The following is a 24,738-nucleotide window of genomic DNA, read 5'->3' as shown; positions in this document are numbered from 1 at the left end:
CGGCCGGTTCGCGGGTAACCACCCTACGACAAAGGGAAGTTGAAGACTGGAGGACCGCATGGCCCGTACAGCCTCACGATCCCGTGCCGGGTTACGGCTCCGCACAGCCACGTCCGCGTCCGTGGGGTTGCCCAAGGGGAAGCGGGCGTCCAAGTCGAAGCGGGAGCCGAAGTCCGAGGAGCCGTCCAATCCCAAGCGCGGCCCCAAGGCGGCCTGGGTCACCAAGCTCAAGCGGGCGCCCAAGGCGGCCGGGGCGGCGAAGACCAAGCAGGCCCAGAAGACCAAGCCTGCGCCGCGGTCCGCCCGTCGCGGGCGGGATCCTCTTCGCCTCCTCGCGCGGCTGCTCGCGGTGCTGTGCGCGTTCGTGCTCATGGTGGCGTTCGCGGTCGTGCTCGCCCAGCTGACCCTGCAGCCCTCCCCCGCGTCGGAGGCGCTGACGCACACCAACCTGCGGCCGGGCCGCTCCCTCAAGGCCTATCTCGACCAGCCGGAGCTGCGTGACGCCGTGAAGCAGATCGGCGGCAACCTGCTGCTCGGCGTCCCGTTCGGCATCCTGGCCCCCGTCGTCGCCCCGCGCACCCGGGGACCGCTGCGCATCCTCCTGCTGACCGCGACCGTGATGCTGCTGGTGGAGCTGGTACAGGGCCTGATGGTCGCCGGGCGCGCCTTCGACATCGACGACGTCATCCTCAACACCACGGGCGCGCTGATCGGTTACCTCGTCCTGGGGCGGCGGATGAGCCGTGCGGTGCATGCCCGGGAGCGTCGCTCCTAGCCGCCCGAACAGCACCGGAACAGCACGGTGCCGCGCCGGGCACATCTGGTCCGTACCAAGGTATTGACGCCCTCTTATCTCATTCCTTGAATCAAGAGGCGACACCCTTACCCCCCACCTCGGTCGGCGCACCCGTACGCCGGGACGCCGTACGGAAGGGAGAGCCGTGGTCTCCCCACGTTCGCTCCGCACCTGTCTCCTCGCCGCCCTGTCCGCCGGGCTGGTCGCGTCCGCCACCGTCGCCCCCGCAGGGGCGGAGCCCGCCGACGTCCGGGCCGTGACGTTCTCCGACACCTTCGACGGGCCCGCCGGCGCGGGCGTCGACTCCTCGAAGTGGCAGCTCGAGACCGGCGACAACGTCAACAACCACGAGCGGCAGTACTACACATCGGGCACCGACAACGCGGCCCTGGACGGCCAGGGCCATCTGGTGATCACCGCCCGCCGTGAGAACCCGGCCAACTACCAGTGCTGGTACGGCACCTGCGAGTACACGTCGGCGCGGCTCAACACCGCCGGCAAGTTCACGGCCCAGTACGGGCATGTCGAGGCACGGATCAAGGTGCCGCGCGGGCAGGGCATGTGGCCCGCGTTCTGGATGCTCGGCAACGATCTCGGGCAGGTCGGCTGGCCCGCCTCGGGCGAGATCGACGTCATGGAGAACGTCGGCTTCGAGCCCTCGACCGTGCACGGCACGATCCACGGCCCCGGCTACTCCGGCTCGGGCGGCATAGGCGCGGCCTACTCCCTGCCGGACGGTCAGGCCTTCGCCGACGACTTCCACACCTTCGCCGTCGACTGGGCACCCGACTCCATCACCTGGTCGGTGGACGGCAACGTCTACCAGCGGCGCACACCCGCCGACCTCGGCGGCAACGCCTGGGTCTTCAACAAGCCGTTCTTCCTGATCCTCAACCTCGCGGTCGGCGGCTACTGGCCCGGCGCCCCGGACGCCTCCACGGTCTTCCCACAGCGGTTGGTGGTGGACCGCGTCTCGGTGACCACGGGCGACTAGGCGGTTTCGGCGGGTCGAGACGAGCGAGTGCCGCGCGAACCGGGCGAGGCCGTGGGCAGCTTCCTCGTACGGTGCCGGCTCCTGCTTCCCAGCGGGGGCGCGTGATGTCCCCGAGGTCCTCGATCCATCCGGGCTGCCGGCCAATCCACTTGCCCTTGCCACGGGTCAACGCTGCACTGTGGCCAGACATCACGAGTCGCGGTGCCGGTATCCCGGGGAGGCAGCAGCAATGGAGAGCCGTCCCACGACCGACAAGGACCTCGACATCTTCGTCGACACAGTCCATGCCGCGTTCGGGCGCTTCGCGCCGGCGAGGTGAGCGGCGACATGGACTGGCTCTGGGTGCGACTGCTGGACGTCCCGCGTGCGCTGACCGCGCGCGGCTGGTTCATGGACAGGCGAGCTCGTCCTCGACATCGACGACCCGTTCCTCGGCGAACACGACCGCTACCTGCTGACCGTCCGGGACGGCAAGGCCGGCTGCGTCCCCGCGGACCGGAAGCCCGACCTGTCCCTGGACGTCAGAGACCTGGGCTCCGTCTACCTCGGCGGCACCACCCCGAGCACGCTCGTGCGTGCCGGTCACATCCGGGCCCACCGCCCAGGCGCAGCGACCCTCGCTGACGCACTCTTCCGCGCCGAGCGCTCCCCGCACTGCCTGCACTGGTTCTGACGGCGCTCGCGGACCCTGCACAAGTCTCGTTCGTCGACTACTCGTTCGGCCTGACGAACAGGTCCCGGCCTCGGCAGGTCAGGGGTTCCAGAAGACCGAGGTGAACGCGCGGTCGAAGCGCCGCGCGGTCAGGTCCTCGCGCTGGATCACCCAGTGGACGGTGGCGCTCTCCCAGCCCGGCACGTCCATACCGGCCTGCCAGTCGGCCAGGAGCACCCAGTCCGAGACGTCACCCGAAACCGGTCCGTCCCACCGGCCCGCTTCCGCCGCTTTCACGGCCCTGGTCACGGCAACGGCGACCGGGGCGGTGTAGACGGCCTCCTCATCGGCGTATCCCCCGAGCTGCAGCGGCCCCTCGCGGGCGATGTCGTCACGGAGGCTCTTCCAGACCGCGACGAGTTCCTCGGAGCGGGGATGCCCGGGAAGCGGCCCGTTCCCCGGCTCGCCGAGGAGTTCGACCGCGCTGTGGTGGGGCAGCGACACCTGAGCCGTCACACGCAGCGGGCCCTGCGGGAACGCCTCGAACATCGCCTCGTCATCCTCGATGTCGAGGGAGTTCCAAGCGTGCCTGTCCCGTTCCACCACGGCCGAGCCGACGGGGACGTACACCACACTGCCCATGGTTTCGGGATCGTCGGCGGTCTCGGGGAAGGCGATCAGCAGCAGGTGGCCGGACCGCCGAAGTGGCCCACGACCGGCCTGTCCCCGTCCCGTGTCAGCGTCGCGCAAGGGCGGGCGGTGGCCAACCATCGCTCTACGTCGCCAGCGGGTATGCCCCGCGCGATCGCCTCGTCACGGAAGGGACGTAACCGGTCCCGCATCTCAGGAGTTATGCGCAAACCGTAGAGGGAGGCACCGACACAGGCGTGGCACAGGTGCCCCCCACCCCCAGCTACCGCGTCGGGCGCGCACGAGGTCGCGCTTCTAGTGCATTCGCCAGGTGAACTTGTCGCCGCCGACCCAGCGGATCACGTCCGGATCGTCCAGGTCGTGGACCGTGATGCCCCAGGCGGCGGCTGCCTGGAGCACGTCGGTGACGGTCTTCGCCTCACCGACCACCTCTCCGTCGATCTCCACGATGCGGAACGGGGGCGTGCCCGGCTGCACCCTGAGCACCATGATCCGCGGGTGGGAGATATAGGGGCTCGCAGCTTCGGTCATGCAATAGAGCGTAGAGCGGATCCGGCCATCGCGAACCATATGAGCCACCCTTGAAACGGGGCGAAACGACCGGTCGCGCTCCCTCCGGCACTGGGCAACCCTGGAGGAGGAGGTGGCGATGGATCCCGTCGAGGCCCTGGAACGGATCGCCTTCCTGCTGGAGCGGTCCCTTGCGCCGACGTACCGCGTACGCGCCTTCCGCACCGCCGCCCAGGTGCTGTCCGAGCTTCCCGAGGACGACGTGCGCGCGCGGGCGGACGGCGGGTCGCTGGAGAAGCTCAAGGGGGTCGGCCCCAAGACGGCGCAGGTGGTGCGGGAGGCGCTGGCCGGCGGCGTGCCCGGATATCTGCAGAAGCTGGAGGACGAGGCCGGAGGTGCGCAGGGCGAGGGCGGTGAACGGCTGCGGGCGCTGCTGCGCGGTGACTGCCATCTGCACTCCGACTGGTCGGAGAAAGTGATCGACTTTCCGACCGTGGCACGATTGCAGGTGAACGGCCATGCGCACCATCGAGCCGGGAAGCCCGACGCTGCTCGTACGGCGACTGTCCCGGACTAACGAAGCATCCTCCAGCTTGGAGCGGCAAGAGGAGGATCTGACTCACGCCGTCGCCAACATGGCCGTGACGGTGGTGGGCAACGTTGAGGACCCCGACGTGTCCGGGGCCGTCGATCCCGCTGACCGGCCGAAGCTCGGGCCCTGGATGCGTTCACCCCTGTGGGAGTCCTGGAAGGTGATCATGGTCACCGATCTGGACCGGCTCACCCGGGACCAGCACGCGTGGGAGCTGTTCGCCGAGCGGTGCCACCAGGGCGGCAAGGAGATCATCTGCCTGAACGACCCGGCACTGGACATCCACACCCCCACCGGCCGCATGATCGCCTATGTGCGGGCCACCGTGGCGATGGAGTACCGCCAGGCTCTGGTCAAGAAGCGCACGAACCAGCGCGCCTACTACCGGCAGGAAGACCTCTGGCCGGGAGGCAGCTGGCCCTTCGGATACCGGGCTGAGGCGTTCATCCGTGACGGCAAGACCCGCTACCGGCTGGCGCCCGACCCGATCACCGCTCCGCTGGTGCGGGAGGCGTACCGGAGGATTGCGGAGGAGGGCTGGTCGATGCGAATGCTCGCGGCGGACTGGGAGCTGCGCGGCATCGCCACCTCCCGTGACCATCAGCTCATCGCGTCCGGCAGGGTGCCCGAGAGGCGCCGCCGTTGGGCGGGTACGGCGTTGACGAAGTTCCTGCGCTCTCCGGCCTTGAAGGGCATTGCGATGCACGGGGGCAAGCCACTACTCAGGGACGGTCTGCCGGTGCGCTGGGCCGAGCCCCTGCTCAGCGACGAGGAGTTCGACCGCCTTCAGGGAGCGCTGGACGTCCTCACTCGACGCCACCCGGGCGGGCGGGGGGACGTGTCGCCGATCAACGGCGTGCTCTACTGCGGCTGCGGGCGCAAGCTGCACGAGGCGCCGCGGCGCAGGGACACCGGCCGCCGCTCGCACTTCCGCTGCGGGTCGGTATCGAGCGGCATGGAATGCCCGTTCAAGGCGTATTGGCCCCGCGAGGAGACCCTGGCCATGGTCGAGAAGGTCTTCCTCGGCAAGTTGGGGGCTGAAGAAGTCCAGCAACGCCGCTACATACCCGGCTCCGACAACCGGCAGCGCCTCGCCGAGTTGGAGACCGCCATCAACCACCTCGCGCAGTCCGTTGCCCAGACATCGTCGGCGGCGGTACGCGCCGCTCTGGTCGCCACCATGGAGCAGTACGCGGCGAACGCCGAGGAGCTGCGCAAGGAGCCGGTCATCCCTCCGCACTGGGAGGAGGTCGGGACCGGCAAGACGTTCTCCGAGCATTGGGCAGCTCTGGACGGCTGGACGGAACGAGGGCCATTCCTCCGGCAGTTGGGAATGCGGATTTATCTGCTCGGCCACCCCAAGGGCTATCACGAAGCCTTCGTGATCACGCCCCGCGACGTACTCACCTACGCCCAGGACGCCGCGTCGGGTATGCCCGCGAGCGAGGACTTCGACGCCATGGCACGGGCCGCCATGTTGCAGACCCTCTCCGAGGGCATCTCGGAAATGGAGCGGACCGTGGCGGAACACGCGCATACCTAAGCAACGGCCTCACCTGCCCGATGGTGGGCCGCTAGACCGAGATCGAGCACTTCGATGACAACAACGCCAGAGAGATGGCCCACGCAACGTCGTCGACCAGGTCAGGAAGCCACCCCCATCATCAAGGCGAGCGACGAGCCCCACGAGTTCACGCGCCGCACAGAATGATCGACGAGCGCGACGAGCATCTTCCACGAGGACGACGCCCCGGACTCCTGACGTTCGGCGAGGTCAGGTGCCACACCGGCGCGATTTCTGGGCGTTCCTGAGGGCCTACGGGGGTCTAAAGGTGCTCATAGAGCCCCGGCGATGTGTGACCTAGGGGTGTCAGTAGCAGAACCCGTGCCATTCTCGTAGAGGCATCAACATACGAGTCTTCGAGATTTCGCAGGACACGTACACACATAACTGCATAGGGAGTACGCAATGGCACTCCGCTTCTCACCCGACGACCTGCGCGATGCACGTTGTGAGCGTGGTATCACTAAATCAGCCCTAGCCCGCCAGCTCGAAACAGCCTGGGCGTCGGTGCACTCCTACGAGCGCGGGCAGGCGACGCCGACGATGGCACGGCTCTGCCAACTCGCGGACATCCTCGATGTTCCCGTGAGCCGCTTCTTCCGCGATGACGCGTAAGCAAGACGACGCGGCGAACCCGCTGCGCAAACTCGAAATCGACGACGGTCAACTTCGCCGCATCGTCGCCCTACTGAGACTCGGCACCAGGACACGCAAGAAAGAAGACGCGCAATGAAGATCCCCTCTGCCTTCCGCCCAACTCCCGGCCTCCAGGGCGACTACCGCGGTACCTGCATCGTGTGCGGCACTCCCACCGACACCGGCATCGCTTTCCGGGGCGAGGCGGAATTCCTCATAGCCGGACTCCACAAGCTCGGTGTGCCCATGAAGGAAGCCGCGATCATCGTGGAGAACATGTGCAGCGAGCGTTACGGCACCGACCCCGGCATGGTCCGCAGCGGCGTTCTCGAATGGACCGTACGCGTCTGCGCCGAGTCCGCCGAAAAGGCCAGCTTCACCAAGCCGGGATTGCTGGCGCAGCAGGGCACTGTTCCCCTGTACGACCAGCAGCGAATGCGGCGATGAATGCGCTGGCCACCCCACAAGCAAAACAACTCAAAAGAGATCATGAATCACGCAACGATAGACCCTAGTGTTTGGGGCGCCGTTTACGCGGCGCTCCCGGCATCCAAACTGGGCGAACAGGGCCCGCGCGACCAGCTCATCAAGCTATGTCCTCCGCCTGCGGGCGGCTTCGATGCGGCTGACGAGGAAATCGCTCGGAACGACCCGCAAAATCCGACGCAGGTACGGCTCGCTGAACTACGGGCGGCATGTGTCGACACGGGCGCCCTCGACGGCATCCCCGACCCGGTGGCGCTCATCGACGGTGTCCTCTATCGCGACTCGCTCGCCTGGCTCTACGGGAAGCCGGGGGCGGCAAAGTCTCTAGTGGCACTCGACTGGGCCGGCTGTGTCGCCAACGGGATGCCCTGGCAGGTCAGGGAGGTCTCCCGCGGCCCGGTGCTCTACCTCGTGGCCGAGGGCGCCTCTGGTGTCCGCCGCCGGGTTCGGGCATGGGAGAGGGCGTTCGGCGTGGCCATGGAGGGCGTCATGTTCCTGCCCATGGCCGTACAGCTGCTGAACGGTGTCGACCGACAGGCGTTCCTCGCGCTTGTCGTCGACTTGGCACCGTCTCTGGTAGTGCTCGACACCCAGGCCCGCGTAACGGTCGGTGCCGACGAGAACTCGAACGGTGAGATGTCCAAGGTGGTGCAGGCCGCCGACCAGATCCGTCAGGCATCCGGTGCCTGCGTGCTCATGGTTCACCACTCCGGAAAGAGCGGGCTCGACCTGCGCGGCGCGTCTGCCTTCGAGGGGGCCGCGACCAGCATCATCAAGATCAGCAAGGACGGCCAATGTGTCGACGTCCAGTGCGAGAAGCAGAAGGACGCCGAACCGTTCGAAACGATGTTTTTGCGGTTTCGTCCGGTCGGGGAATCGGTCGTTCTGGAGGCCCGGGGCCGTGGGACTAACACGGCATCAGAAACGACGATCCTCGAAACCCTGCGGGACTCCTTCGGGACTACCAGCGCCACCGGCCCGCAGTTGCTGGAAGCCAGCGAAGTTCCTAAGAGCACGTTCTACCGATGCCTCAATGCGCTGGTCAGCCGGGGCGCAGTCACCAACCTCGGAACGCGAAACCGACCACGATACGCCATTCCCTAGGGCCGGGAAACTAAGCCGAGTCTCACGAGTCTCAGCTAGTCCCTCATCCTTCCGCCCAGCCTCTCCCGTCCCGCCGTTCTTTAACGGCGGGACAGGGACAAGAACCGGGACAACCGAAGGGATTGCATGCCACCAGGAGCGGCGACCTTCACCGAAACCGACACCTTCACTGACACCGAAACCGTCGCCGACGCCGACGCCGATGACCACTCGCCTTATGGGCGTAGTCGCAGACACCGTAACCGTGGTCCGCCGCGAAGTCGTAACACGACCACTTCCAAGCTATGAGAGAGGACGAGCGAGAGCATCATGGACAACGACATCAATCCGCTTCTGCTGAAATATGTGGAGGCGATCACGAAGGCTATGGCCGGGGCCTTCGATGAGATCTGGACGAGCCCGAACTACGAATGCGTGGCAGGGCGTAACCAGCGCTGGGACCACGGCCGAGTGGAAGGCCGAGCACGCCGAAGCCTCCGCCGCGGAGGTCGAACTCGACGACCCGAGCATTCCGGTGCACATGGGCGACGTCGATGTCCTGTACTCGTACGAGGTCGGCATGGACGCCATCGACTTCCTCGGCCAGCTCCGCATGGTCATCATGGACGCGGCTGACCAGCTCCAGGCCACCGCCTACACGACGGGGACGGGCACGGGGCAGCCGAAGGGTGTCATCACCGCCGTCGCCGCCGTGCCCGGCAGTGTCGTCGCCGGAGCGGGCACCGAAGCCCTGGCTTCCGCCGACCCGTACAACCTCGTGAACTCACTGGGGCCGCGCTTCTCCGCCAACGCTCAGTTCGTGTCGCACATCGCCACGGCGAACACGTTCCGGCAGATGGAGACGGCGAACGGCTCGCTGAAGTTCCCGGAGCTGCGCAACGACCCGCCGCAGTTCATCGGCAAGCGCTGGACGGAACTGTCGAACATGGACGGCTCGATCAACCCGGCCGCGACCGCAACCAACTACGCGCTCCTGTACGGCAACTTCCAGCAGTTCGTCATCGTCGACCGTATCGGGGCCACACTGGAGATCCTGCCCGCCTACGGCGCAAACCGGCGGCCGACGGCACAGCGACACGCGTTCCTCACCTTCCGTACCGGAAGCGACGTCGTCGTGCCCCAGGCGTTCCGTCTGCTCAACGTCGCCACCACGGCGTGAGGTGACGGGATGACAGCGACACAACTGTTTCAGACGGGGGGTGTCGAGGAGCGCCTCGCCGACCAGGTCACCGACCCGGCCGGCGATGGGCGCACCCTCGCGGGATACGCCGCTACCTGGAACACGCCAACTCTCGTACGAGAGTTGGGCGTTCAGTTCAGGGAGCAAGTAGCACCGGGGGCGTTCGCCGAAAGCCTCACCCGTCGGACTCCGAAGATCCAGTACAACCATGGGCGGGATCCGAAGGTGGGCACCCTGCCGATCGGGGCTATGACGGTCACTCGGGAGGACACGCACGGGCTGTACGTCGAGGCCCGTCTCTTCACCTCCGACTCCGCCGAAGCCGTCCGCGAAGCCGTCGCCGCCGGGGCCATCTCCGGCATGAGCTTCGCCTTCCGGGTCCGTCGGGAATCGTGGGTGGACAGCAAGGGCCGTGCCCTCGACGTCGACCGCGCCATCGACATGGCCTACCGGGGCGAGGACGTCCTGCGCACCTTGCAGGCGGTGGATCTCTTCGAGGCGGGGCCCGTGCTGACACCCGCCTATGAGTCCACGTCGGTCGGTGTCCGGTCTGCTCTCCTCGGGAGTCTCACTCCTGGCGAACGGGCGACGTATCTGCGCGGGCTCCTTCTTCGCCTGGGGCTTGCCCTGTAAGCCCCCCTCGCGCCGAGACTCCTTCCACGGCAACGGCACGACGCAACGCTGTGGAAGGAGCACTCGTTCCCGCAAGGCCCGCGATTCACCCCTTCAGGGGTGCGCAGCGACGAATGGGGGCCACGCCGGACCACGTAGCTGGAACGATGCACGGAGGATCGAGCTGCGATATCGCGCGACGATCTTCGTCTTGATCTGTCTCAGCCAGGGGCGCGTGTGGAATTCGTCATCATCGCTGTCTGCTTGATCTTCGTCGTGGCCGTCGTTGCTTTCAGCTTTGCGTTGTTCCGTGGAATCCGGTTACTCGTCCGTCACGCACGGGCTCGCGCCACCACGGCTGGGCAGACCGGCGACGATGGCGTCGATCGTCGTGCGTGGCTCACGATGGCAGCAGAACTCGCCGCAATCCTGAGCCTGTTGGTAGCAATCATGGCGTTGCTCAAGTAGCTCGACGGTTCGACGAGTAGCGCTTCTGTGCATCAGTGCTGAACCTCGTCAACAATCGTCCATACATCGATAGCCTTGTTAGAGCTTCTCGACGCCATTCCTGTTGGTCCTCAGTTCTGCCTATTAGCGCTGCGCACCATCGCATCATTCCATCCGAAGCCGACATAAAGGCTTGGCGAACTGCTATGGCTTCTTCCGCGAAGGTTGCTGGCACTCGGAGAAAGAGTGTGGTCTGCCGCAAGAGACATTCGTCCTGTATGCCTCGCAGCTCCCGCAGAAGCTCGTCGCGCGAGCCGACGCCGTAGGTGCTCAGCGTCTGTACTTGGTCATCGTCAAGTTCGGCGATGCTCCGCAGGTGACCCAACGTGAGCAGCCCGCGATTGCAGGTATCAACGAACAGAGCACAAGCATCCAGTTCGGCCTGCCGGGACACCTCTGCTTGCTGGCCAGCGAGCTGTAGCTCCACCCCCTCGACCGTGCCTCGCGCCTGAGCCCGACCGCCGATGTACCCACCGACCATGCCCAGCGCAGCGCCCGCCAATCCGGCCACCGCGCTCACAATCTCCCCATCCATGGCGAGGCATTGTGCCAGTGCCCCCCGGGGGGCGGGGTGTCGACGTGACGGTTGAGCGGGCGGTCGACCCCGGCTCTCCCGCGTTTCCCTCCCCGCTTGAAAATTTCCCTAGCCGAGTGCGTCGATGGCCTTGACGATCAGTGCGCGCGCGTCGGCGCCGTACACGGCCATGCCGCGAAGCTGCTCGAAGGCTCCCAGGTACAGGGCGATGTCGCTGGGCTGCGTGACGGTGACGCGGGCCGACATCAGCTCGACGGACACGAGCGTGTCGTCGTACGCGTGGAAGGTCTCCATGGGCCAGATCGTCCGCGAAGGCGTGGCCTTCGGGATCACGCCCAGGGACACGGCGGGGAGCGCCCCAGCGGTCAGCAGGTAGCCGAGCTGTGCGGCCATGGAGTCAGCATCGGCGACCTGGTGGTGCAGGGCGGACTCCTCGACGACCAGGACGAACCGCCGCCCCTGCTCGTGCACGACCCGAGAGCGTTCGAGGCGGGCGGCGACGGCTTCCGCGACGTCGTTGGGGATCTCCCGGAAGCCCGCGATCAGCGTCATCAGGCCCGTGGCGTAACCCTCGGTCTGCAACAGGCCGGGTACGAGCGTGGCGGAGTACACGCGGAAGATGCTGGTTGCCTGGAACAGCGGCACGTAGCTGTTCTGGAGCTGCTTCAGGCCGGAGCGGAGCTGTCGGCGCCACTCGACGTACATCGACTCGGCGTTGTGCGACTGGGCGATGATGTCGGCCGCCTGGTCGTCCGCGCCGCATACCTGGCACCATCGCCGGATGTCGTCGGGGGACGGCGGGGTGCGGGCGTTCTCGATCCTGGACGTCTTGGGGTGCGTCCAGCCGCAGCGGGCGGCCAGCTCAGTGCCCGTGAGCCCCGCCTCGGCACGCAGTTCTCGCAGCCGTTGTGCGACACCGTTTCGCGCGGCCTGGGCGGCGGAGGATGGGGAGATGGGCATGAGCTGGCCTGGTCAACCCTCGCGCTAGCTGATCTTGTAGTTCTCGTGCGGGACTGCTCGCTCCCAGACCGCCTCGAAGGCGTCGGCGCAGAGCTTCGCGGCGGCCGGGTCCTCGCTGATCTCCCCGCCAGCCGACGCGCCGTCACCTGTGAAGTGATTCCATCGGATCAGGCGGTCGTCGATCAGCCAGTAATCGTTCCCTGGCAACGCGATGTCGGAAGCCCGCCGTCTGGGCAGCCACCGGACCTGCTCACCGGCCACGATGTTCTTGAACGTGCCGTCGTACAGGAACCGGGTGTACTCGCTCACCGGCTCCGACACGATCCGGGCGCGTCGTACAACAACGCCTCGGGCGACCGTGTCCGTGATCAGGGAGTGCCAGGGCCGCCACCATGACTCGCGGTCCTCAGGGTCGAGGTGGACACCGGCCCGCCAGTCGGCGAACGGTCCCGTCTCGTAGTCCACCGCGTAGGAATCGCGCATCTCCAAGTGGACAGCGGACCGGCTCGCCGAGCCAAGTAGTTCATCCCAGGTGGGGACGCTCGATGGCATCGCATGCCTCCCTGACGATCTGCACCATCCTGGCCGGGATCCGGATCACTGCCTCATGCTCCGGGATGCCCTTCGCGTGACCGGGGACCTTGAAGTCCGCGCACTCAGCCTCAAGTTCGGGCCCGGCCTTCCAGCCCTGGAAGACGAGTTCCCCTCGCTCCTGGTCGGCCCACACGGTGGGGCTCTCCCCTTCTCCCGTGTTCGGGTCGATGCCGATGAACTGTAGAGCCATGGCTTCCTCCAACTCCTCCGTCGTGCACCAATGTTCGCAACTCTTGCCTGGCATGGAGGTCAAGTCAAGGCCACCAAGTAGCCAGTGGCTAGGGCAAATATGCGGGCCTGAACATTCGTGAACATCGCTTGAGGCGTCAGGTCCCACGTCCCTAGCGTGCGGGACACGGAGTACAGCCAAGTCGGGGAGCAGCCATGGCCACGAAGCACAAGACGACACAGGAACCGCCTGTAGCGCTGCCCGTGGGCTTCGAAGCGTGGCTACTGGACTGCGTACCGGTTCCCGGCTGCAAGGTGTGCGCGGCCAACTGGAGACAGCTCAACGCCGCGAAGCGCAAGGGCGACATCACCCAGGCCGCCAGGCATGCCACCGAGGTCCGCGATCACGCCTCGGGAGTGCACTGATGCCGATGGACATGCAGACCTACCGAGACGGTCGTAAGGCGGCCTCCGCCGCGTCGGAGGCCATCCGGGAGGCCCTCGCCGGTCTCGGGCTCCCTGAGAGCGTCTGGGGCAGCGTGCGCCCGATGGTGACCCACAGTGGCACGGCCTACGTGCACCTGGGCATGGTCCGCGCAGACGTGGCCGAGCGGATGGCCGAGGCTATGCAGGCTCCGGCCGAGCCCGAGCCCGTTGAGTAGCCCGGTCGCGCTTCCCTGCCGTCGATGGTGCGGCGGCACCATGGTCGGCACCGGGGCCGGGAGGCTCGTGCGCTGGACGTGCGGCCGGTGCGGCTTCGTCGTGTGGAGCTGACCGCGAAAAAGAGGCCCGTCGTGGCGGGGGCAGACGTTGTCGTTTCTGGGACCAGCCTTTCGTCCCCGTGCGGCTCACCTTGCCTGGTAGGAGATTTCGATGTTCTTTCCTGTCACTTTGACCCTGCGCCCTTCGCGCGGGATTCCTTCACGGTCCAAGGCGGTATGGATCGCCGCCTCCATGACCTCATTGGGGGTAGCGCCCATGACCTTGGCGGCCTCGATGTCTTCCGGAGTCACATGGACGTCCAGGTGGTCGAAATTCATTCCCATGTCTGTCACTCCCCATGGTGATCACAGCCCTGTCGAGAAGGAGCGCCCCCTTTTAGCTGTCGCGGAGGATCTTCGCAGCGTCGGCGATAGTGGTCGGGCGTGCTCCGCTCCACTCATAGAACTGGTCGGCGAGGTAGTCCGGCAGGACCGGGGAGTCGTCCGCACCGGCCATTCCATCCAGGTGATTGCGCAGGCGTTCTAGCCCGCCGTACTCCTTCAGCGTGTCGAAGGCGTGCCGGATGTCGTACAGCTGCGGGCCTTTCGCGGGCGTGTGCATAGCGATCACACCTCCTTTGCGGTTGTATGTCCCAATCTACACCTCGACCAGTGTCCCAACTGGCCCGCGCAACCCTTGACTTGAGGCAATTTGGGAGTGGTTTTGCATCGGGGGCAATCCGCTGGCGAGTTTGCCTGCTGGGCAAGACGCTCCGCCCCTCTAAGGACACGCCCGGGACTCATGACACCCAGAAACGACCGGAATCGACCTGAACCAACGGTGACTCATCTGCCCAGGTCAGCCGGGCTCTTGCGGCATCGCCGCAGATAGCCCAGGACACGGGATAAGTACTGGTCCTACTGCTGCAGGCCTCGGAGTAGGCTGGGAGTCGATCTAAGAATCCGACTGGTCGGACGGCGGCAGTTCGATCAGGGAGATGGGCCGGACCGCGGCACGGCTCGGCCATGAGTGGGCGGTCCTGACCGATCACTCGCCCCGGCTGACCGTGGCTCGTGGCCTGTCCGCCGATCGGTTGCGTGCGCAGTTGGACGTGGTGGCGGAGCTGAACGAGCAGTGGGCGCCGTTCCGGCTGCTCACCGGCATCGAATGCGACATCCTCGAGGACGGCTCGCTGGACCAGGAGCCGGAGCTGCTGGACCGGCTCGACGTCGTGGTGGTGTCGGCGCACTCCAAGCTCCGGATGGACGCCCGCGCCATGACGCGCCGCATGGTGGCCGCCGTACGCAATCCGCTGTCGGACATTCTCGGGCACTGCACGGGACGGCTGATCATCGGGCGGGGTGACAGCGACCCGCGGCCGGAGTCGCGGTTCGATGCGGACGAGGTGTTCGCCGCGTGCGCCGAGACGGGTACGGCGCTGGAGATCAACAGTCGTCCGGAGCGGCTCGACCCGCCGCGGCGGCTGCTGCGCCGGGCCGTGGAGGCGGACGTGCTGTTCTCGATCGACACCGACGCGCACGCACCGGGCCAGCTGGACTGGCAGATCCTCGGCTGCGCCCGGGCGGAGCAGTGCGGGGTGCCCGCGGAACGGGTGGTCACCACCTGGCCGGTGGACGACCTGCTGACCTGGGCCGGGGAGCGCCGACTTCCCCGGTGACCCAGATCACCGCGGACACCGGAACACCCTAAGGTGGTTCCCCGTTGAACAGACCGTGGGTGCGGATGGGACAGTGTCCCCGGGCCTCACCTTTTGCCCACAGGGACGATCGTTCGGCTGAAGCCCTGTGGAGCTTTTCGCCGAGAGGCGACCGCCATCCGTGCCCACCCTTTGGCCGCCCCGACCGTGATTCCCCCGTCCGGTCGGGGCTTTCCTTTTGCCCGGTTCGTTCCGCATTGCGCTCGGGTTTCGGTGCCACGAGCACCGCGGACGACGTTCTCCAGGGCATCGACCTGACCGGGAAGCTCGCGATCGTCACCGGCGGCTACTCGGGCCTCGGCCTGGAGACGACCCGCGCGCTCACCGAGGCCGGCGCCCGGGTCGTCGTACCCGCCCGCCGTCCGGCCATCGCACGGGAGGCCCTCACCGGTGTCGACGGCGTCGAGGTGGACGAGATGGACCTCGGCGACCTGGACAGCGTGCGCGGCTTCGCCGAGCGGTGCTGGGAGCGCCCGCGTCGTCTCGGTCTCGTCGCGCGGCCACCACTACTCCGGGATCCGCTGGGACGACCCCCACTGGCACGACGGCTACGACAAGTGGCCGGCATACGGGCAGGCCAAGACGGCGAACGTCCTGTTCCCGGCGCACCTCGACCGGCTCGGCCGGGAGCGCGGCGTACGGGCCTTCTCGCTGCACCCGGGCGGCATCCTCACACCGCCCAAGCGCCACCTGCCGAAGCAGGAGATGGTCGAGCGCGGCTGGATCGACGAGGACGGCAACCCGCTGAACCCCGAGGGCTTCAAGACGCCCGAGCAGGGCGCAGCCACTCAGGTGTGGGCGGCGACCTCGCCCCAGCTGGCCGGAATGGGCGGCGTGTATCTGGAGGACTGCGACATCGCCGAGCCCGCTCCGGCCGACGGCGAGTTCGCGGGCGTCAAGGACTGGGCACGGGACCCCGAGGAGGCGGCGCGGCTGTGGGAACTGTCGGTGAAGCTGACCGGCGTGAACCCGCTCGCAGCGTAGGGCCCCCAGTCGGACAGGCTCCAGGCCGCGCCGCCGGACTGCCGACCGCTCACCTGTGCCTGGCTCATGCCGAATGCGACAGCGGGTCCGCCTGTGGATCAGCGGTCGCATTGCCGAGTGCGTATGGCGCGAGGGCAGGCGCCCGCAGTGCCCGCGCGGAACGTGCGCACGGCGCGCTGCGGTCACCCGGAGGGCTCGTCCGGTACCGGCTGTTCGGGGTGGACGCCGGCCGACTGCGGGGAGCCCTGGCGGCCGGTGCCCGCCTCGTCGGTGTCGGGGACCTCGGCCTCGTCGGAGTCGTCGGTCGCGTTCTCGGGCGGCACCTCCCACGGGTCGTCGCCCGTGTCGGCCTGCTGGTCCTGCAGATCCCGCGGCACGGGACCTTCGCGTCGGTCGTCGGCCATGGCGTCCTCCCTTCGCGTGGTGCGAGCGCCCCCGAGTACCTCCGCCGGTCACCGGCGAAACCTCAAGTCGGGAGCCCGCTCCCGAAGCGCCGCACGCCAGGCGGGCACCGGGCCCTCGGGTGCGGGCTCGGCGCGCCGTCCGCCGCGGGCGAAGAAGTCGGCGAGCGGCAGGATCGCGGCGCCGACGGTGACCGCGTCGGGGCCCAGCCTGCCGAGGTCGATCGTGACCCGCTCGGCCGGGTGGCGCAGCGCGTACGACACGGCATGGCGCCGTACGGCGGGCAGGAACCGCGCGCCGAGCTGGAGCCCGGCCCAGCCGCCGATGAGGATGCGCTCGGGCTGGAAGAGGTTGATCAGGTCGGACAGGCCGGCGCCCAGGTACTCGGCGGTCTCCTCCAGGACGGCGAGCGCCACCGGGTCGGCCGCACCGCCCTCGGCGGGATAGGCGGCGGCCAGCATCGCCGTCAGCGCTGTCTCCTCATCGGTGTCCTCCGGCGGGCGCCCGCCCTGCTCACCCCACCGCTCGAGCAGCGACTCCGCGCCGGCGTACGCCTCCAGGCAGCCGAGCGCACCGCACCGGCAGCGGCGCCCCCTGACCCGTACCGTCAGATGGCCCCACTCCACCGCCCGCCCGTACTCCGCCTCGGGCGTGACCAGGCAGGCGCCCACGCCCGAGCCGAAGAGCACGACGACCGCGTTGCGGGCGCCGCGTCCGGCGCCGAACCACATCTCGGCCTGGCCCAGGGTCTTGGCGCCGTTGTCGATGAAGTACGGGACGGTGTCGGGCAGGGGGGAGCCGTCACGGAGCAGCGCTTCGAGGGGGACCGCGTCCCAGCCGATGGTCTGCCCGTGGACCACGGCGCCGCGGTCCGGGGTGTGTTCGACGATGCCGGGGACGCCGATGCCGACGCCCAGCAGCTGTTCCGGCACGATCTCGGCGGTGGCGAGCACCTCGGTGATGCCGTCGCGAATGTGACCGACGATGACCTCGACGTCGTAGCCCTGATGGGTCAACGGGCGTTCGGTGCGGGCGAGTTCGGTGAGGGTGAGGTCGAACAGCTCGATGCGGACCCGGGTTTCGCCGACGTCCACACCGATCATGTGACCGCTGCCGGGCGCCACGCGCAGCAGGGTGCGCGGGCGGCCACCGTCGGAGTCGACGCTGCCGGCCTCCTCCAGCAGGCCGTCGGCGACCAGGTCGGCGACGACGTTGCTGACGGAGCCGGAGCTGAGCCCGGTCGCCGGGCCGAGTTCGAAGCGGCTGAGGGGTCCGTCGAAGTACAGCCGTTGCAGTACGGCCGTACGGTTGCCCCGTCTGAGGTCGCGTACCGTGCGCCCGTTCCGCGCCGTCATGTGGCTCCCTTCGAACCCTGCCCGACCTGCAACATACCTTCGCGGACCGGTTCGGCGCACCCTTCTTCGACCCCTTAGTTCATGGACTGAATTAAGGAGGATTCTCGCCGGGTCAGCGAGGAGCCAGCTCCTGGATCTCGTCGAGGGCGAGGAGGAGTTCGGGCGCGACCACGGTCTGGACCCAGCCGTCGCGCTCCTCGCCCGTCGCCCGTGGGACCGTCTCGGTGATCATGATCAGGTAGAGGTAGCTGCGGTAGAGGGCCAGACGTAGGCGGGCCGGAGTGTCGAAGACGGCGCGGCCTCCGGCCTCCCGGTAGCCCGCCAGGAAGTCCTCGTCCTTCTCGATGTCACCCAGCAGCGCCAGGGAGACGAAGTCGGCCAGCGGGTCGCCCCAGAACATCCGCTCCCCGTCGATGAGGCCGCCGATACGGGCCGCCCCCGTCGAGCGGTCCACCAGGATGTTGCCCTGCCAGAGGTCGAAGTGGACGAGGTACGGGACGGCGACCTCGTCGAGGGCGGGGTAGGCGGCCCGGAGGGTGCGGGCCACCTCGTCGGCGGGACGGGGCAGCCGGGCGCGGTAGTCGCGGGCGTCGTCGAGTACGGCGTCGAGCATGCCGGTGAAGGCCGTCCGCCAGTCGCCGACGAGGGGGCCCAGGGCGCCGGACGGGTAGCCGAAGCCGGAGCCCGTCACCCGGTGGAGCCGGGCCACCTGACGGCCCAACTCCGCGCGCAGGGCGACCCGTTCGGCGTCGGTGAGCGCATCGTCCCACGGGTCGCCCGGGCAGGCGGTCATCAGCAGATGACGTACGCCCGCGTCCCCGCCGACCGCCACGACGCGCGGCGCCGATACGTCCGCCTTGGCGGCCCCGTCGTAGAACTCCGCCTCGGAGACGAGGAGTTCACGCTCGTGCCGCAGGCCGGGCGTGGTCTCCGCGGGTGGGATCTTCAGCACGTAACGGGTGCCGTCGGTGAGCCGGAGTTCCTCGACCGTGTTGTACGTGCCGCCGTGCAGCGGGCGGAGGCGAGCGAGGCGGTCGGGCGGGATCTCCGCCGCCTCCAGGACGTTTCGCGCCCGCTCCCATGAGTCCACCACCGTGCGCCCACCCCTCCCCTTCGACCACCCTGCGGCATACGCGTCCCCGACGTAACGCCCCTCGTCCATCGGCCCGTTGAGCCACCGCTCGGCAACCACCACGTCGGCGTCCGGTGCGCGTTCCCGGTACAGAGTACGGAACGCACCCCGCACGCCCGGCGCCGTCCGCGAACTGTCGCCGCGGTCAAGAACGGGCAAGAGGGCTTGAGTACGCATCTTCATGGGGCTCCCCCACGAGGCCGCCGAGCTGCTGGCGCGGCTGGACGCCCCGCCCCGACTGGTCGCCCACCTGCGAGCCGTCCACGATGTCGCGCAGTCGGCGCATCCTGTTGCCGGGTGAAGATGCAGGAGGTTCGTACGAAGAGCCGGCGGCGGACCCGGTGAGCGGCGCCGGGGAGAACATGAACGCGGCGAACCGCGCGGAACTGGTCGCCCGCGCCTATGCGCTGGGCGTCCTCACCCCCGGGGTGTGGCCGCCGGCGCCGGCCGTGCCGGAACAGGCTGTACCGGCTCCCTCCGGGGCGCCGAAGCGGGCGAGGGTGTGCCACACCATTTTCAGGTGCTGGAGTTCGTGGTGTCCCGTGCGGGCCGCGTTTCCGATGATCCGCGGGTCGAGGCGGCCCTCCTCGGCGATCCGGGCGCCCAGGTCGGCGTAGGCGGGGCCGCGGTAGTCCGCGTGGCTGCGCAACTCGGCCGCGGTGAGCCGGTAGCCGCGGTGCCATTCGAGCGGGAAGGGCAGCGCGCGGGCCGCCGCCTCGACCGCGGTGCCCCGGTAGCTCGCGTCCAGGACGAGCGCCTCCACGTCCCGGGCGAGGACGACGCCGCCGTGGACCTGCGCCTCGATGTAGTCGTTGAGCGCGTCTTGCCGGTCCGCCTCCGCCAGGGCGATCAGGGACATACCGGCGGCCACACCGAAGTCGGCGGGCTCGGCCGCGCTGTCGGGGTAGCAGAAGGTGGCGCGGGCGAGCGTCGCGCCGGTCAGCCGGAAGTGCGAGGACCCGAACCGTGGGGCCGCGCCGACCACTTGGCGCCGGAAGTTCAGAGCGCCGTACACGGGCCGGTCCCGCGGGTCGGCGTCGTCGTACGCCCCGCCGAAGATCCGGCGCTCCCAGCGCCAGCGGTCGCCGCCGGGATGTGCGGTGAGGCCGCCGTTGCTCACGCCCGTGACGAACTGCGAGTGGTACATGCCGTCCCGGGCCAGCGCATCGAGGATGGGGACCCCGCCGACCAGCCGGTCCGGGTGGAAGTTGAGCGTGATGCGCAGGTCCCGGTCGACGGCCGGACCGGCAGAACGGCCCGCCACATGCCCCAGCGCCGCCCGCGCCCGCGGTGACCCGACGTCCCGGAAATCCACTGGCTCCCCCTCCCCCGGGCTACCTACCCTAGGCTCAAACCTAATGCCCCTAGGAATCACATCCGATCCTCAGCCCCAGGAGACCTCCCCATGAGATCACTCACCGAGCAGGACATCCGCAACTCATTTATCAACTGCTCGAAGGGCGAGGCCAAGCGGCTGGCCATACCCCGGGATCTCGACGAACGCCCGTGGGGCGACCTCGACTTCCTCGGCTGGCGTGATCCCGGAGCACCCGATCGCAGCTATCTGCTCACCGAGCGGGCGGAGCGGCTCGTCGGTGTGACGCTGCGGTTCCCGTCCTCGCGGCGCGGCTTCCTGCACCGCAGCATGTGCTCGCTGTGTCTGACGACCCACCCGGGAGGTGGCGTCTCCCTGATGACGGCCCGCAAAGCGGGCACGGCGGGCCGCGAGGGCAACTCGGTCGGCGTGTACATGTGCACCGACCTCGCCTGTTCCCTCTACGTACGCGGCAAGAAGATCCCGCAGTCCGGGATCCGTATCGAGGAGAGTCTGACCGTGGACGAACAGATCGCCCGCACCAGGGGCAATCTGTCCGCGTTCCTCGACAAGCTGCACGTCTAGGCGTCCCGCAGCGTCGAAGCCTCCACCTCATGGAGGTGGATCAGGACGTCGTGCGAGCGGCTCAGCGCGATGTCGTGCGGGCCGTCCGGATACGCGGTGCCGATGGTGCGCGTCGGCCGGGCCTTCGCCAGCCACGCGCGGGCCGGCGATCCGACCGACCGCAGGTCCACGACGTAGTCGCGGTGCCGCACCCGGTCAAGGGTCCGTTCGTTGCTGCCGGGGCCCGCCGGCCCCAGCGTCCAGCGGCGGACGGCCTCTTCGTCCAGGCCGGTGGCGTTGAACGAGCCCCGGTCGAAGGTCACGCCGACGCTCACATACCCGGCGCCGAGGCTCTCCCGCAGAAACGCGCCCTGCATCTTCGGGCTGGACGCGGGATCGACCGCCACATAGCCGACGTGCTCGTCATGCGCCGACAACAGCACCTTCGTACCGGTGTGCCGCTGCCACCACACGACGTTGGCGGCCATCGCCCCGTCCCGGTAGCGCATGGCCTCGGCGATCTGGGCGGGGTCCTCGAAGTCGAAGGCGTACTGCCGGGCGGTCTGGTCGATCACCGTCGCGTTCTGGACGGCCCGGTCGTACGCCGCCCGGCCCTCACCGGGGCCCTGGCCGCGCAGCAGGTCCAGCGCCTCGCCGGTGCGCTCGGCCATCTCCCGGCGTTCCGCGTACGGCTTGCTCATGTACTGCTCGATATAGGCCTTGGTCGCCGCGGTGGGCCGTAGCCCGCGGTAGAGCTCGGCGAAGCGGGGGCTGAGCTCCGGACGGGTGGCGGCCACATGGTCCGTCACCGCGTCGTACAGCTCGGGTCCGGTCCACGCGATGTCGTCGCCGATGAAGCGGACGGGATCGCCGGGATGCCGGACGTTGTACGCCCGCATCCACTCGACGAGCCGCAGATGGTCGGTGTTGTTCCACCACAGGTAGTCGCGCTGGAACTCCTCGCGCATGATGCGCCGCGGTTCGCCCTTGCCGTGCAGCACGTAGGCGTCGAGACGCAGGCCGGTGCTCCAGGGGGCCTCCAGGGCGAAGGTGCGGAAGCCCTTCTCCTCGACGAGGTGGCGGAGGACGCGGTCCTTGAGGGCGAAGAAGTCGTGCGAGCCATGGGTGGCTTCCCCCACGCCGACCACCTGCGCGTCGCCGATCATGCGGTCGAGGGGGCGCAGATCGCCGGTGCTGCCGCCGGGTTCGACGGTGCGATGGGGGTCCCCCCGCTCGAGCGCAGCCGAGAGTGGGGGAGGGTGGGCGGCGTGGTCGAGGGCCTGGACGACGGTGCTGGTCGGTGCGGCCGTGGCCGGGACGGCGGCCGTCGCCGTACCGAGAGTGATGAGCAGGGTCAGGACTGTTCCGGTCCGATGCCATGTCATGATCCAATGCTTTCGCGCCCGGCCCGGCCGGCACCATCCGGCGGTCCACCGTCCTCGGGCGCGGACATCCGGAGCGCGACAGCGGGGGTTTTCCTCAGTACGTTCGATGCGCCTGAGGAAGGGAAGATCCCAAGCGATGCGAGATGTGCGTGAGCGGACGGAGTCCCTCGAGCGCCTGGTGAAGAAGCGGCGCCGGGACCCCGTCGTCGTCCAGACGCTGCGGTCGGCCGCCGCCGCGACGATCGCCTACGTCATCGCGCTGCGCCTGAGCCCCGAGCAGCTGCCGCTCACCGCGCCCCTGACCGCGCTGCTGGTCGTCCAGGTCACCCTCTACGCCACGCTCACCAACGGCATCCGCCGGGTGAACTCCGTGGTGGCCGGTGTCCTCGTGGCCATCGCCTTCAGCCTGCTGGTGGGGCTGACCTGGTGGAGCCTCGCCCTGCTGATCCTCGCCGCGCTGGCCGTGGGGCACCTGGTGCGGGTCGACGAGTACGTCCCCGAGGTCGCGATCAGCGCGATGCTGGTCCTCGGCGTGACCACCGTCGGGGACACGGCATGGGCGCGGGTGGTGGAGACGCTCATCGGCGCGGTCGTCGGACTCGGCTTCAATCTGCTGCTGGCGCCGCCGGTGTGGGTCGGCCAGGCGGGTGAGTCCATCGAGGGGCTGGCCCGCCGGCTGCGGCAGCTGATGCTGAGCATGGGTGAGGAGGCGGCCGGTCGTACCCCGGTCGAGCAGGCCACCGCGCGGCTGCACGAGGCGCGCCGGCTCGATCACGACATCGTCGAAGTGGACGCGGCGCTGCGGCAGGCCGAGGACAGTCTGCGGCTCAATCCGCGTGTGCGTGAGGGCCTGTTGCACCGGGTCGTGCTGCGCACCGGCCTGGACACGCTGGAGATCTGCACCGTCGTCCTGCGCGTCCTCGCCCGCAGCTTCACCGACCTGGCCAAGGAACGCGACCCCGAGCCGCTGTTCGCGCCGCCGACGGGCGCCGCCGTGGAACAGCTGCTGGCCGAGATCGCCGACGCCGTGGTCAGCTTCGCCGTCCTGGTCACCACCAGCGTCAGCGCCAACGCCGAGTCGGCGGAGGCCCGGCTCGCCGCCGAGCTGCACACCGCGGCGGCCACCCGCGACAAGCTCGCCCAGCTGCTGCGCGAGGAGGCCGAGCGAGAGACCCGGCACTGGCAGCTGTTCGGCGCCGTTCTGACCGAGGTGAACCGCATCCTCGACGAACTCGACACCGAGCACCGCACACGTCGTCTGCTGGAGGAACTGGACCGCGTGTCCCAGGAGCAGCGTGCGCGGATGCCGCGTCTGACCCGGCTGCGTGAACGTCTGGGCGTCCAGGAGCAGCTGTGGCGGAACCGTACCGGCATGGGCGAGCGTTTTCGGTAGGGGACGCCGCGGGGCCCGCCCTCCGGGCGGATGCGGTTCGGCAACGCGGCTGGGGGTCCCCCCACGCCCTTGAGGCAGTGGGGGAGTGCGTGCCAGGCGTCGCGGGGCAGGCGGTAATTTGACGACCGGACCTAGGAGCGGGCTTATGGGCGACACGACCGTGCGGATCGACGGGAACACGCTGCGGCCGCCGCGCGGGGTGGCGGTGCGGTTCATCCGCACGCTGCGGCTGCCCGAGACGGGCACGCACGCGTTGCCGCCGGGGCTCGGCGAGTTCCCGGTCCGGCGTGTGGCGGACTATCCGGACACCGTGCCCGAGCAGTGGCGCTCGCGCGGCGGCGTGATGCTGCCGGTGTATCTGCGTGAGGCGATGTGGCTGAGCTTCGCGGGCACCACCGAACCGGCCGCCCTGCAGGTCGGCGTCGGAAAGGTGTGCGCCGTCTCGGGCCGCCCGTGGAGCGACCGGCTCTCCCGGAGGCCCCAGAACTACGTGGTGCTCCCCCGCCAGCCCTGGCTGGACGGCGTCAACTCCGGGAAGGGCACGGTCCGCCAGTTCGTGGCCGTGCCGCTGGGGATGGGGGCGACCGTCGAGGGCCAGGTCACCGGCGAGGAGGTCTGGGGCGGCGTACAGCTGCAGTCGTTCCCGCTGAACGAGGGGGCGCTGGCCGTGTGGCGCGAGGAGCAGCGCCTGAGGGCCGAGCGCGAGGTGCGGTCCCTGAAGGCGGCCGGGGGCTTCGGCGCCGCGCTGCCGATGTCGGCACCCGCGGCACCCGGCGCCGCTCCGGCCGGCCGGCCGCGACCCGCCGCGGCGATGGGGCTGGGCGTCGGAGGCTCCATGCGCCAGGAGGTCTACCAGGACGACCGGCCGGCGACGGACTGGTCCGAGGAGCCCGCCGGGCGGGTCTACGTCCATCTGGTGACGCCCCCGGAGTGGCGCCGTATCACCGGCGAGGCCCCGCCGCCGTCCCCCGTGGACCGGGCGGCCTACACGAGCGCGGGGCTGCCGTGGTTCGACTACTTCGACCAGGACGCGGAGGACCTCGCTCCCACCGACACCCTGGAAGGGGTGAAGCCGGTCGGCGACTGGATCGGTGACGACCACGAACCCTGGCAGGAGCCGTCGCCGGGCCAGGTGAAGCCTCTCAAGGACGCGCCGGGCAAGCCGGTGGAGGACGGCGACTGGTGACCGTTGCGGTCCCTGCAACGCATGGTGCCGTTCTTGCATGCGCAGGGTGATCCACGCCAGTG

28 protein-coding genes and 4 pseudogenes are annotated in these 24,738 nt (G+C 68.9%); 20 read left to right on the top strand and 12 right to left on the bottom strand.

The genetic code is table 11. The annotated features are described in order from the left end of the window. Positions 1-121: 121 nt before the first annotated feature. The 3 genes and pseudogenes from QQY66_RS45735 to QQY66_RS45725 all read left to right on the top strand — a co-directional run. Positions 122-775, top strand: coding sequence for a VanZ family protein (locus QQY66_RS45735; RefSeq protein ID WP_301986385.1), 654 nt, complete (start codon positions 122-124; stop codon positions 773-775). Between the two features lie 166 nt (positions 776-941). Then, positions 942-1,790 carry a glycoside hydrolase family 16 protein gene (locus QQY66_RS45730; protein ID WP_301986384.1) on the top strand — a complete coding sequence of 283 codons (849 nt, stop codon included), beginning with the start codon at positions 942-944 and terminating at the stop codon, positions 1,788-1,790. Positions 1,791-2,093: 303 nt separating this feature from the next. Then, a pseudogene (locus QQY66_RS45725) lies at positions 2,094-2,463 on the top strand (sterol carrier protein domain-containing protein); the annotation flags it as partial. Positions 2,464-2,541: 78 nt separating this feature from the next. On the opposite strand, the gene QQY66_RS45720 reads toward QQY66_RS45725, so the two are convergent. Beyond that, complete coding sequence (locus tag QQY66_RS45720) at positions 2,542-3,192, bottom strand: hypothetical protein (protein WP_301986383.1); 651 nt, start codon at positions 3,190-3,192, stop codon at positions 2,542-2,544. A gap of 195 nt (positions 3,193-3,387) precedes the next feature. Further along, a complete protein-coding gene (locus QQY66_RS45715) occupies positions 3,388-3,624 on the bottom strand; it encodes a hypothetical protein (protein WP_301986382.1) in 237 nt (78 codons plus the stop codon). Positions 3,625-3,742: 118 nt separating this feature from the next. Here QQY66_RS45715 and QQY66_RS45710 point away from each other — a divergent pair. The 10 genes and pseudogenes from QQY66_RS45710 to QQY66_RS45665 form a co-directional block, all read left to right on the top strand. Continuing rightward, positions 3,743-4,075: pseudogene (locus tag QQY66_RS45710) on the top strand (histidinol phosphatase); the annotation flags it as partial. Positions 4,076-4,121: 46 nt separating this feature from the next. Next, positions 4,122-5,738, top strand: a complete 1,617-nt coding sequence (locus QQY66_RS45705) for a recombinase family protein (RefSeq protein ID WP_301986381.1) — start codon at positions 4,122-4,124, stop codon at positions 5,736-5,738. 426 nt (positions 5,739-6,164) lie between these two features. Then, the gene (locus QQY66_RS45700; RefSeq protein ID WP_301986380.1) at positions 6,165-6,374 is read left to right on the top strand and encodes a helix-turn-helix domain-containing protein; all 210 of its coding nucleotides are present in this window, start codon (positions 6,165-6,167) and stop codon (positions 6,372-6,374) included. After that, positions 6,364-6,492: a hypothetical protein gene (locus QQY66_RS45695; RefSeq protein WP_301986379.1), complete on the top strand. Its 129-nt coding sequence runs from the start codon at positions 6,364-6,366 to the stop codon at positions 6,490-6,492. Before QQY66_RS45700 ends, QQY66_RS45695 begins: the two co-directional genes overlap by 11 nt. Further along, positions 6,489-6,842: a hypothetical protein gene (locus tag QQY66_RS45690; protein WP_301986378.1), complete on the top strand. Its 354-nt coding sequence runs from the start codon at positions 6,489-6,491 to the stop codon at positions 6,840-6,842. Before QQY66_RS45695 ends, QQY66_RS45690 begins: the two co-directional genes overlap by 4 nt. A gap of 42 nt (positions 6,843-6,884) precedes the next feature. Next, complete coding sequence (locus tag QQY66_RS45685) at positions 6,885-7,985, top strand: AAA family ATPase (RefSeq protein ID WP_301986377.1); 1,101 nt, start codon at positions 6,885-6,887, stop codon at positions 7,983-7,985. Between the two features lie 382 nt (positions 7,986-8,367). After that, on the top strand, positions 8,368-9,144 hold the full coding sequence (locus QQY66_RS45680; RefSeq protein WP_301986376.1) for a phage major capsid protein: 777 nt from the start codon (positions 8,368-8,370) through the stop codon (positions 9,142-9,144). Between the two features lie 9 nt (positions 9,145-9,153). After that, positions 9,154-9,798 (top strand): HK97 family phage prohead protease, encoded by a 645-nt coding sequence (locus QQY66_RS45675; RefSeq protein ID WP_301986375.1) that lies wholly within the window; start codon positions 9,154-9,156, stop codon positions 9,796-9,798. A gap of 216 nt (positions 9,799-10,014) precedes the next feature. Continuing rightward, a complete protein-coding gene (locus QQY66_RS45670; RefSeq protein ID WP_301986374.1) occupies positions 10,015-10,245 on the top strand; it encodes a hypothetical protein in 231 nt (76 codons plus the stop codon). A gap of 172 nt (positions 10,246-10,417) precedes the next feature. Next, positions 10,418-10,705: a hypothetical protein gene (locus tag QQY66_RS45665; protein WP_301986373.1), complete on the top strand. Its 288-nt coding sequence runs from the start codon at positions 10,418-10,420 to the stop codon at positions 10,703-10,705. 222 nt (positions 10,706-10,927) lie between these two features. Here QQY66_RS45665 and QQY66_RS45660 read toward each other — a convergent pair whose 3' ends face one another. Genes QQY66_RS45660 through QQY66_RS45650 form a run of 3 tightly spaced genes read right to left on the bottom strand, consistent with a single transcriptional unit; the run spans position 10,928 to position 12,563 of the window. Continuing rightward, positions 10,928-11,779 (bottom strand): helix-turn-helix transcriptional regulator, encoded by an 852-nt coding sequence (locus QQY66_RS45660; protein ID WP_301986372.1) that lies wholly within the window; start codon positions 11,777-11,779, stop codon positions 10,928-10,930. A 24-nt stretch (positions 11,780-11,803) separates the two neighbouring features. Continuing rightward, a complete protein-coding gene (locus QQY66_RS45655; RefSeq protein WP_301986371.1) occupies positions 11,804-12,331 on the bottom strand; it encodes a DUF6879 family protein in 528 nt (175 codons plus the stop codon). Further along, on the bottom strand, positions 12,303-12,563 hold the full coding sequence (locus QQY66_RS45650) for a hypothetical protein (protein WP_301986370.1): 261 nt from the start codon (positions 12,561-12,563) through the stop codon (positions 12,303-12,305). The genes QQY66_RS45655 and QQY66_RS45650 overlap by 29 nt, the downstream gene beginning before the upstream one ends. A 194-nt stretch (positions 12,564-12,757) precedes the next feature. Here QQY66_RS45650 and QQY66_RS45645 point away from each other — a divergent pair, with 194 nt between their 5' ends. Together QQY66_RS45645 and QQY66_RS45640 are read left to right on the top strand one after the other, a co-directional pair. Next, on the top strand, positions 12,758-12,967 hold the full coding sequence (locus tag QQY66_RS45645; protein ID WP_301986369.1) for a hypothetical protein: 210 nt from the start codon (positions 12,758-12,760) through the stop codon (positions 12,965-12,967). Next, complete coding sequence (locus QQY66_RS45640) at positions 12,967-13,203, top strand: hypothetical protein (RefSeq protein ID WP_301986368.1); 237 nt, start codon at positions 12,967-12,969, stop codon at positions 13,201-13,203. The genes QQY66_RS45645 and QQY66_RS45640 overlap by 1 nt, the downstream gene beginning before the upstream one ends. Before the next feature lie 186 nt (positions 13,204-13,389). On the opposite strand, the gene QQY66_RS45635 is transcribed toward QQY66_RS45640, so the two are convergent. Next, the gene (locus QQY66_RS45635) at positions 13,390-13,587 is read right to left on the bottom strand and encodes a hypothetical protein (protein ID WP_301986367.1); all 198 of its coding nucleotides are present in this window, start codon (positions 13,585-13,587) and stop codon (positions 13,390-13,392) included. 52 nt (positions 13,588-13,639) lie between these two features. Continuing rightward, complete coding sequence (locus QQY66_RS45630) at positions 13,640-13,864, bottom strand: hypothetical protein (RefSeq protein ID WP_301986366.1); 225 nt, start codon at positions 13,862-13,864, stop codon at positions 13,640-13,642. Between the two features lie 340 nt (positions 13,865-14,204). Here QQY66_RS45630 and QQY66_RS45625 point away from each other — a divergent pair. Together QQY66_RS45625 and QQY66_RS45620 are read left to right on the top strand one after the other, a co-directional pair. Further along, positions 14,205-14,921, top strand: a pseudogene (locus QQY66_RS45625) (PHP domain-containing protein); the annotation flags it as partial. Between the two features lie 236 nt (positions 14,922-15,157). Beyond that, positions 15,158-15,944: pseudogene (locus QQY66_RS45620) on the top strand (SDR family NAD(P)-dependent oxidoreductase). A 182-nt stretch (positions 15,945-16,126) separates the two neighbouring features. Here the strand turns inward: QQY66_RS45620 and QQY66_RS45615 are convergent. The 4 genes from QQY66_RS45615 to QQY66_RS45600 all read right to left on the bottom strand — a co-directional run bounded on the left by QQY66_RS45615 (position 16,127) and on the right by QQY66_RS45600 (position 20,148). Continuing rightward, complete coding sequence (locus tag QQY66_RS45615) at positions 16,127-16,348, bottom strand: hypothetical protein (RefSeq protein WP_301986365.1); 222 nt, start codon at positions 16,346-16,348, stop codon at positions 16,127-16,129. Positions 16,349-16,396: 48 nt separating this feature from the next. Further along, positions 16,397-17,701, bottom strand: a complete 1,305-nt coding sequence (locus tag QQY66_RS45610; RefSeq protein WP_301986364.1) for an ROK family protein — start codon at positions 17,699-17,701, stop codon at positions 16,397-16,399. A gap of 112 nt (positions 17,702-17,813) precedes the next feature. Further along, a complete protein-coding gene (locus QQY66_RS45605; protein WP_301987715.1) occupies positions 17,814-18,794 on the bottom strand; it encodes a phosphotransferase family protein in 981 nt (326 codons plus the stop codon). A 439-nt stretch (positions 18,795-19,233) separates the two neighbouring features. After that, positions 19,234-20,148: a DUF3626 domain-containing protein gene (locus QQY66_RS45600; RefSeq protein ID WP_301986363.1), complete on the bottom strand. Its 915-nt coding sequence runs from the start codon at positions 20,146-20,148 to the stop codon at positions 19,234-19,236. A gap of 90 nt (positions 20,149-20,238) precedes the next feature. Between QQY66_RS45600 and QQY66_RS45595 the strand changes: the two genes are divergently transcribed. Next, complete coding sequence (locus QQY66_RS45595) at positions 20,239-20,733, top strand: FBP domain-containing protein (RefSeq protein WP_301986362.1); 495 nt, start codon at positions 20,239-20,241, stop codon at positions 20,731-20,733. Here QQY66_RS45595 and QQY66_RS45590 read toward each other — a convergent pair. Next, entirely contained in the window at positions 20,730-22,097 is a 1,368-nt protein-coding gene (locus tag QQY66_RS45590; RefSeq protein WP_301986361.1) for an erythromycin esterase family protein, read from the bottom strand. The genes QQY66_RS45595 and QQY66_RS45590 overlap by 4 nt on opposite strands. Positions 22,098-22,233: 136 nt before the next feature. Between QQY66_RS45590 and QQY66_RS45585 the strand changes: the two genes are divergently transcribed. Together QQY66_RS45585 and QQY66_RS45580 are read left to right on the top strand one after the other, a co-directional pair. Continuing rightward, on the top strand, positions 22,234-23,490 hold the full coding sequence (locus QQY66_RS45585) for an FUSC family protein (protein WP_301986360.1): 1,257 nt from the start codon (positions 22,234-22,236) through the stop codon (positions 23,488-23,490). A gap of 145 nt (positions 23,491-23,635) precedes the next feature. Then, positions 23,636-24,676, top strand: coding sequence for a hypothetical protein (locus tag QQY66_RS45580; protein ID WP_301986359.1), 1,041 nt, complete (start codon positions 23,636-23,638; stop codon positions 24,674-24,676). Positions 24,677-24,738 lie beyond the last annotated feature (62 nt).

This window comes from Streptomyces sp. DG2A-72 (assembly GCF_030499575.1).
Classification (GTDB): Bacteria; Actinomycetota; Actinomycetes; order Streptomycetales; family Streptomycetaceae; genus Streptomyces.
Note: the sequence above shows the minus strand (reverse complement) of the source record. Positions and strands in the feature narration are given on the sequence as shown.

What these genes read in the sequence shown, in the direction of transcription:
- QQY66_RS45580 (WP_301986359.1), top strand. Translation starts at nt 23,636, where the DNA reads ATGGGCGACACGACCGTGCGGATCGACGGGAACACGCTGCGGCCGCCG.
- QQY66_RS45715 (WP_301986382.1), bottom strand. Translation starts at nt 3,624, where the DNA reads ATGACCGAAGCTGCGAGCCCCTATATCTCCCACCCGCGGATCATGGTG.
- QQY66_RS45630 (WP_301986366.1), bottom strand. Translation starts at nt 13,864, where the DNA reads ATGCACACGCCCGCGAAAGGCCCGCAGCTGTACGACATCCGGCACGCC.
- QQY66_RS45675 (WP_301986375.1), top strand. Translation starts at nt 9,154, where the DNA reads ATGACAGCGACACAACTGTTTCAGACGGGGGGTGTCGAGGAGCGCCTC.
- QQY66_RS45655 (WP_301986371.1), bottom strand. Translation starts at nt 12,331, where the DNA reads ATGCCATCGAGCGTCCCCACCTGGGATGAACTACTTGGCTCGGCGAGC.
- QQY66_RS45685 (WP_301986377.1), top strand. Translation starts at nt 6,885, where the DNA reads ATGAATCACGCAACGATAGACCCTAGTGTTTGGGGCGCCGTTTACGCG.
- QQY66_RS45585 (WP_301986360.1), top strand. Translation starts at nt 22,234, where the DNA reads ATGCGAGATGTGCGTGAGCGGACGGAGTCCCTCGAGCGCCTGGTGAAG.
- QQY66_RS45690 (WP_301986378.1), top strand. Translation starts at nt 6,489, where the DNA reads ATGAAGATCCCCTCTGCCTTCCGCCCAACTCCCGGCCTCCAGGGCGAC.
- QQY66_RS45680 (WP_301986376.1), top strand. Translation starts at nt 8,368, where the DNA reads ATGAGATCTGGACGAGCCCGAACTACGAATGCGTGGCAGGGCGTAACC.
- QQY66_RS45590 (WP_301986361.1), bottom strand. Translation starts at nt 22,097, where the DNA reads ATGACATGGCATCGGACCGGAACAGTCCTGACCCTGCTCATCACTCTC.
- QQY66_RS45595 (WP_301986362.1), top strand. Translation starts at nt 20,239, where the DNA reads ATGAGATCACTCACCGAGCAGGACATCCGCAACTCATTTATCAACTGC.
- QQY66_RS45705 (WP_301986381.1), top strand. Translation starts at nt 4,122, where the DNA reads ATGCGCACCATCGAGCCGGGAAGCCCGACGCTGCTCGTACGGCGACTG.
- QQY66_RS45700 (WP_301986380.1), top strand. Translation starts at nt 6,165, where the DNA reads ATGGCACTCCGCTTCTCACCCGACGACCTGCGCGATGCACGTTGTGAG.
- QQY66_RS45635 (WP_301986367.1), bottom strand. Translation starts at nt 13,587, where the DNA reads ATGGGAATGAATTTCGACCACCTGGACGTCCATGTGACTCCGGAAGAC.
- QQY66_RS45615 (WP_301986365.1), bottom strand. Translation starts at nt 16,348, where the DNA reads ATGGCCGACGACCGACGCGAAGGTCCCGTGCCGCGGGATCTGCAGGAC.
- QQY66_RS45695 (WP_301986379.1), top strand. Translation starts at nt 6,364, where the DNA reads ATGACGCGTAAGCAAGACGACGCGGCGAACCCGCTGCGCAAACTCGAA.
- QQY66_RS45640 (WP_301986368.1), top strand. Translation starts at nt 12,967, where the DNA reads ATGCCGATGGACATGCAGACCTACCGAGACGGTCGTAAGGCGGCCTCC.
- QQY66_RS45645 (WP_301986369.1), top strand. Translation starts at nt 12,758, where the DNA reads ATGGCCACGAAGCACAAGACGACACAGGAACCGCCTGTAGCGCTGCCC.
- QQY66_RS45650 (WP_301986370.1), bottom strand. Translation starts at nt 12,563, where the DNA reads ATGGCTCTACAGTTCATCGGCATCGACCCGAACACGGGAGAAGGGGAG.
- QQY66_RS45660 (WP_301986372.1), bottom strand. Translation starts at nt 11,779, where the DNA reads ATGCCCATCTCCCCATCCTCCGCCGCCCAGGCCGCGCGAAACGGTGTC.
- QQY66_RS45610 (WP_301986364.1), bottom strand. Translation starts at nt 17,701, where the DNA reads ATGACGGCGCGGAACGGGCGCACGGTACGCGACCTCAGACGGGGCAAC.